The 6,416-nt window shown below is 66.9% G+C and carries 5 protein-coding genes and 2 pseudogenes; 3 read left to right on the top strand and 4 right to left on the bottom strand.

All coding sequences use genetic code 11. The features are described 5' to 3' along the window. Positions 1 to 121: 121 nt before the first annotated feature. From K789_RS22030 to K789_RS24305, 3 genes and pseudogenes are all read left to right on the top strand, one after another. Positions 122 to 1,061: pseudogene (locus tag K789_RS22030) on the top strand (Gfo/Idh/MocA family protein); the annotation flags it as partial. Further along, positions 1,058 to 2,074 (top strand): annotated as a pseudogene (locus K789_RS22025) (sugar phosphate isomerase/epimerase family protein). The pseudogenes K789_RS22030 and K789_RS22025, both read left to right, overlap by 4 nt. Positions 2,075 to 2,265: 191 nt before the next feature. Next, positions 2,266 to 2,595 (top strand): hypothetical protein, encoded by a 330-nt coding sequence (locus K789_RS24305; RefSeq protein WP_237739476.1) that lies wholly within the window; start codon positions 2,266 to 2,268, stop codon positions 2,593 to 2,595. On the opposite strand, the gene tgt is transcribed toward K789_RS24305, so the two are convergent. The 4 genes from tgt to K789_RS0101645 all read right to left on the bottom strand — a co-directional run bounded on the left by tgt (position 2,592) and on the right by K789_RS0101645 (position 6,362). Further along, positions 2,592 to 3,890 (bottom strand): tRNA guanosine(34) transglycosylase Tgt, encoded by a 1,299-nt coding sequence (tgt, locus tag K789_RS0101660; RefSeq protein WP_024365223.1) that lies wholly within the window; start codon positions 3,888 to 3,890, stop codon positions 2,592 to 2,594. The genes K789_RS24305 and tgt overlap by 4 nt on opposite strands. A gap of 72 nt (positions 3,891 to 3,962) precedes the next feature. Then, on the bottom strand, positions 3,963 to 4,649 hold the full coding sequence (locus tag K789_RS0101655) for a hypothetical protein (protein WP_029704264.1): 687 nt from the start codon (positions 4,647 to 4,649) through the stop codon (positions 3,963 to 3,965). A gap of 48 nt (positions 4,650 to 4,697) precedes the next feature. After that, positions 4,698 to 5,729 (bottom strand): DUF6707 family protein, encoded by a 1,032-nt coding sequence (locus K789_RS0101650; RefSeq protein WP_024365222.1) that lies wholly within the window; start codon positions 5,727 to 5,729, stop codon positions 4,698 to 4,700. Between the two features lie 93 nt (positions 5,730 to 5,822). Beyond that, positions 5,823 to 6,362: an NUDIX hydrolase family protein gene (locus K789_RS0101645; protein WP_024365221.1), complete on the bottom strand. Its 540-nt coding sequence runs from the start codon at positions 6,360 to 6,362 to the stop codon at positions 5,823 to 5,825. Positions 6,363 to 6,416 lie beyond the last annotated feature (54 nt).

The following is a 6,416-nucleotide window of genomic DNA, read 5'->3' as shown; positions in this document are numbered from 1 at the left end:
CCAGCCGGCGACGACGGCGGGAATCCAGATTCCGGCCATCATCGACTCACTCGGCTCGGCGGCGATCACTAGTCCCCCCCACGTGCATGGAGAGCAGGCCGTCGGTGGCCTCCGTGATCCGGTCCCCACCCAGGCCCTCCACCGCGAGGTCGTGGAGGGCCTGCCGGCCGCCGGCAAGCACGTGCTGTGCGAGAAGCCGCTCAGCGACTCCCTCGAGGACGCCCGGGCCATGGCGGAAGCGGCGCGCAACGCGAACTCGATCGCCCGCATCGGATTCACCTTCCGCCGCACGCCGGGCATCGCCTATATCCGCGACCTCATCCGGTCCGGTGTCCTGGGCAACGTCCTGCACTTCAGCGGCCGCTACTGGACCGACTACGGGTTCAGCCCCTCGGCCCCCATGAGCTGGAGGTACAAGGGCGGTCCCGGCTCCGGCGCGCTGGCCGACGTCGGAAGCCACCTGACGTACGTCGCCGAATTCCTCTGCGGCGACATCAAGTCCATCAGCGGTGGGCGGCTCAACACCGTGATCGGCAAGCGCCCGCTGCCGCTCGGCGCCGTCATGGGCCATGACCACGCCGCCGTCAGTGACACCTTCGAGCCCGTCGAAAGCGACGACTACGCGGTGTTCTCCGCCGAATTCGAGAACGGCGCCGGCGGCTTCGAGGTTTCCCGCGTCGCGGCCGGCCACGCCAACAGCCTCATCTTCGAGGTCTTCTGCGAGAACGGCGCCACCCGGTTCGACCAGCGCCGTCCCGCCGAGATCGAGCTGTTCCTCAACGACGGCCCGGCCAACGAGAACGGCTACCGCCAGGTCATCCTCGGTCCCGGACACCCCTACATTGCCGGCGGCCTGGCCATGGACGCCCCCAGCGTCGGATTTGGCCAGAACGACGCCTTCGGCTACCAGGCCAGGGCTTTCCTCGAGGAAGTCACCGGCCTCAGCGAGACGGACTCCCTGCCCCGCTGCGCCACGTTCGACGAAGGCGTGCGCAAACATGGAACTACTCGGCGCCGTCACGGAATCCGCGCTCAACAACGGAAGGAAAATCACGCTATGAAACTCGGCGTCTACAACGCAATCCTGCACGACCGGCCCCTTCCCGAGGCCCTCAAGGTCATCGCCGATCTGGGACTGACCGGCATCGAAATTAACACCGGTGGATTCCTGCCCGCCGTCCACGTCCCCACCATGGACCAGATCCTCGAAAGCGATGCGGCCCGCGACGACTACCTCGCAATTTTCGAGGGGACCGGCGTTTCGATCGCCGGCCTGAACTGCAACGGCAACCCGCTGCACCCCCAAGCGTGAGATCGGCGAGAAGCATGCCGAGGACATCCGCCGCTCCATCGGGCTGGAGCAGCGGCTGGGCCAGGACCGGGTGGTGACCATGTCCGGGCTGCCCGGCGGGGAGCCCGGGGCCACCACGGTCAACTGGGTTGTCAACGCGTGGAACTCGGCCGCCCTGGACGTACTCGACTACCAGTGGGGTATCGCGGCCGACTTCTGGAAAGTAACCGACCGCCTCGCTGCCGACCACGGCGTGAAGGTGGCCCTGGAGCTGCACCCGCAGAACATCGTGTTCAATACCGCCGATGTCCACAAGCTGATCGACCCACCGGGGCGACCCACGTCGGCGTCGAGCTCGACGCCTCGCACCTCTTCTGGCCGCAGATGGATCCGGTCGCGGTGGTCCGCGAACTCGGCCCGTTGGTCTTCCAGGCCGCCACGAAGGACCGCATCAACACTGCGAACGCCGCGCTCTACGGTGTCCTCGACAACAGCTTCCGTCGGCTCTCCCCGGAGGAAAGCCGCACCAACCTCGGCGGCGACGAGTGGGCCAACGAATGTCCCAAGGACTCCGCCTGGGACTTCGTGGCGCTGGGCCGCGGGCACGACACCGCCTACTGGACCGAGTTCCTGCGCGCGCTGTACGAGGTGGACCCGGACATGCTCGTAAACATCGAGCACGAGGACGTCTCCCTGGGCCGGATCGAGGGCCTCCAGGTGGCGGCCAAGGTGCTGCGCGACGCCGACGCCGTGCTCTCGGCGTCGCTGCACCTCGCGAACTGACGGCCTGACAAATCACGTGTCACCGGCGGGACAGCCCGAACAGAAAGGACGACGCCGCGTGCGCATCGGAATTGGAGCGGACGCCGTGACCATCACGACGCCCCGCACACACGCCGCGACCTGGTGGTGGAGGCCATCGCGGATATCCTCACCCTCGCCGGCGTCATTGCGTCGGGCGATCTCGGGGAGGTGTGGCGGGTCCACTCGATCATGGACCAGGACGGCGCCGACACCCTCGAGACCGGCGCAGCCAGCAAACTCAACCACTCCGCCACGCGGGACTGCGCGCCTACGGCAGCCACGGCAGTTACATTGTCTCGGGGACAGACGTCCAGGCCGAGGCTCTGCTCGCAGGCCGCCGCCCGGCACTGGCGCCGGCCACGTGGGGGATCGACGCTCCGGCCGCTGAAGGGGTGCGGACCCTCGAGGTCCTCGACGTCGCCCGGCGCAGCGCGCTGGAGAACAGGGTCGTGGAACTCGGCGCGGAGCCCGGCGGAACGGCTCGCCGCCGGCGCGACTAGGAGTAGTACCGGCCCAGGGTCTCGGCCTTGAACTCGAAGAAGGTGCCGGCCTCGATTGCCAGCCGGGCGTCGTCGACCATCTTCACCACGAAGCGCTCGTTGTGGATCGAGATCAAGGTGGCCGAGACCATCTCCTTGGCCTTGAACAGGTGGTGGATGTAGGCCCGCGAGTAGTTCAGGCAGGCGTAGCAGTCGCAGCCGTCCTGCAGCGGGCCGAAGTCGCGCTTGTACATGGCGCCGGAGAGGTTGTACCGGCCGGTGGGATGGTAGAACGCGGAATTCCGGGCCACCCGGGTGGGGGAAACGCAGTCGAACGTGTCCGCGCCGTTCTCGATGGCGGTGAAGATGTCATCCGGCTCGGAGATGCCGAGCAGGTGCCGGGGCTTGTTTTCCGGCAATTCCTCGTTGCACCACCGCACGATCGTGCCCAGGTTCTCCTTCTCCAGCGCCCCGCCGATCCCGAAGCCGTCGAAGTTCATGGCGCCGAGGTCCCGGGACGCCTTGCGGCGCAGGTCCTCGTACTGGGCACCCTGGATGACACCGAAGAGCGCCTGGTAGGGCTTGCCCGCACGCTCGGCGGTGAGCCGGAAGTGCTCGGTGAGGCAGCGCTCGGCCCAGCGCCGGGTTCGCTCCAGCGATTCCTCCTGGTAGCCGCGGGAGTTCTGCAGCGTGGTGAGCTCGTCGAAGGCGAACATGATGTCCGCGCCGATCTGGTGCTGGACGTTCATGGAGATTTCGGGGCTGAAGCGGTGCCGGTCGCCGTTGAGGTGGCTCTTGAACCACACGCCTTCCTCGTCCACATGGGCCAGGCGTTCCTTGCCGGGGGCGACGGCGTCGTCGGGTCCCGAATGGTCGACCGATTTCATGTCGATGACCTTCTTGAACCCGGAACCCAGGCTCATCACCTGGAACCCGCCGGAGTCGGTGAACGTGGGGCCGCGCCAGTTCATGAAGGCGCCCAGCCCGCCGGCCTCATCCAGGATGTCGGCGCCGGGCTGCAGGTACAGGTGGTAGGCGTTGGCCAGCACGGCCTGTGCGCCCAGCTCGGCGACGGATTCCGGGAGCACCGACTTGACCGTCGCCTTGGTGCCGACGGCGATGAATGCCGGGGTCTGGATCTCGCCGTGCGGGGTGGTGATGGTCCCGGTGCGGCCCAGGAATTCCCCGCCGTTGGCGCTGACCTGGGCCTCCGACGGTGAGCAGCTTTCGCTCAGGCGTTTGCCCACGCGGAAGGAAAATTCGGACTGCCGGGCCGGCAGGACTGATGACACGGGCGATTCAGGATTGGCTGGCACCGTTCAAGTGTGCCAGCTAACAGCCCCCAACCCTTAGTGCAGCGGATCGGATGTGGGGTAGTTCTCAGCCCGTCACTCGTCCCAGTACTTGCGGATGGACTCCAGCTGGTGCGCCCCGAGGCCGTAGGTGGAGACGATGACCAGGGATCCGCCCTCAGGCCGGATGTCCTTGATGGCCGGTTGGTCCGCTACGATCACCAGGCCCTCCCCGTGCTCCGCATAGTGGTGGACGGTGAGGCCCACCTGGTGGTTGCTGCGGAACCAGACCTTGCCGGAGACTTCCTCGCCCGTGGCCAGGGTGAGTGAGTACGGCTCGCCGGCCTTGGGAACGTCCGACAGCCCCAGCTTTTCAATGGCGGAACCCTCGTTCCCGGAGACCGAGAAGAAGAAGGTCCGGCGCTTGCCGTGCGGATGCCGTTCGAGGGCGAAGCGGAGCTGCTGGATAAACGTCAGCCAGCCCTGCGTGATGTCCTCGTCCCAGGCGGCCCACTCGGAATTGTGGTCCACCGCGGCCCGCGTGACGCTGACTTCTGTGCCGGACGGGACCGGTTTCAAGGTGAACACGTCCCCGCCATCGACCACCAGGGAGGTGTGGTCGGCGCCTTCGATGACATTGGGGCTGAAGTAGATCTCATTGATCTCGGCCGCCTGGTCATCGGCTTCCCAGCCGTGCCATTGGGCAACCTTGGCGGGTTCGCGCAGCATCGTCCAAACCTGCTGCGCGTCGGAGTTGATCACAACGCTCAGATTGTTCGTCATGGGCTGAATTTACAGCGCCCGGCCGGAAGGGGGTAGGGGCCAAACGCCTCAGGAACGGACTGACTCGAGCTCGTTGCCGATCCGGCGGTCCAGCTCCGGGGCGCCGATGGTTTCCGATCCGCCGTGGGCGCGCAGGAAGAGCAGCGCCTCGAGCCGCAGGAGCCGCCACTCGCGTTCCGCATCCGGGTTCGAGTTGTCCATTGCGCGGAAGATTTCCTTGTCGTACAGGTTCGGTTCGTTGAGCGAGCGCTGCCGGACCTTGGCGTTGATCCGCGCCTTGAACTGATCCGTCTCCATGGAATCGGGGGCGCGGAGGAACTTTTCGTAGACCGCGGCGCGTTCCTCCTGGCCCACCTGGCGGCAGATGTAGCTGGACAGGGCCAAGGAGGCCTCCACCGACGTCCAGCGGCCTCGGTTTCCGTCGAAGGGCAGCACATTGAGCAGGTCGGCAACGGCGAGGGCGTTTTCGGCATCCTTGAGGACGATGAAGAGCTCCTGGGCGAGGTCGCTGAGGTCCTTGAGGCAACTCCCGGACTTCGTGTTGATCCCCTTGGCGAGCCGTTCGCTGAGCAGCAGCACTCCCACCGAGCTCGGGTGCGCCTCGGCCACAGCCTCCACGACGGACTCGGGCGTGCCCTCAAGGGCCGGGATCAGCGCCAGGTCCTCGTCGCTGGGGCCGCTCACCACGGGCGGCACGGGCGGCAGGGGAGGGACGACGACGGCGGGAGCGGCGCCATCCTCCTCGCCGTTTCTGTCTTGCCCGTCGGCGTCGAGCCCGCCGCCCTCATCCGTGTCCGGTTCGACGAGCTGCAGGGGGGAGCCAGCGTCCTCGAACGGGGGTTCCCCGGCCTCGGCGGACGCTTCCAGGATCAGGACGGTGGAGGCGGCGGCGATCCGGAGTCCGCCGCCACCGGTAAGGGTCGCCAGAACCATGGCCGGCGTGCCAAAATCGTCGGTTTCAACGTCGACACGCTGGATTTCGGCTGAGCGGTTGCCGTCGGGCAGAAGCAGATGATCGCCGCTCTGCAGAGATCCAGCCTGTTGTTCGATGTAGTTCGGGTCGGCCGGGGGGTGGGTCATCTGGAGTCCTTAAATTCTTTTGCGGTCCGCCCAACATTCTACAAAGGCGCGCGTGGGCAGCCAGCGGAAGTTAGCTTCCGCAGCCTCCGGCGGTCAGTTCCCGACGCCGGCGAACGCCAGGGCCTGGCGGATCAGGGCGCCGCGGCCGCCGCTGAATTCCAGTTGGACATCGGAGCTCATGACTTCCTGCGGGGTCATCCAGGTCAGTTCCAGAGCGTCCTGCCGCGGGGAGCATTCTCCGGTGACCGGGATGATGTACGCCAGCGCGACGGCGTGCTGGCGGTCGTCGGTGAACCCGGTGTGGGATGGCGACGGGAAGTATTCGGCCACCGTGAACGGCACCGGGCTGATGGGCAGCTGGGGGAAGGCCAGCGGGCCGAGGTCCTTCTCCATGTGGCGCAGCAGGGCCGCGCGGATGGTCTCTCGGTAGAGCACCCGGCCGGAAACCAGGGAACGGACCATTGCGCCGTCCTCGTCGGCCTGCAGGAGCGTGCCGACCTCGTTCACAAACCCGAGCGGATCCAGCCGGACCGGGACGGCCTCGACGTAGACCATGGGCAACCGGCCGCGCGCCTCGAACAAATCATCTTCGGAGAGCCAGCCGGGGTTCGGGTCAGGAGTGCGAACATTCATGGTTAAGTTCTACCCCATCCCCGCGGCAAGGACGTGGTCACACTCCCCCGCCAG

Source organism: Arthrobacter sp. TB 26 (assembly GCF_000427315.1).
GTDB lineage: Bacteria > Actinomycetota > Actinomycetes > Actinomycetales > Micrococcaceae > Arthrobacter.
This window is presented reverse-complemented; position numbering and strand designations above follow the sequence as displayed.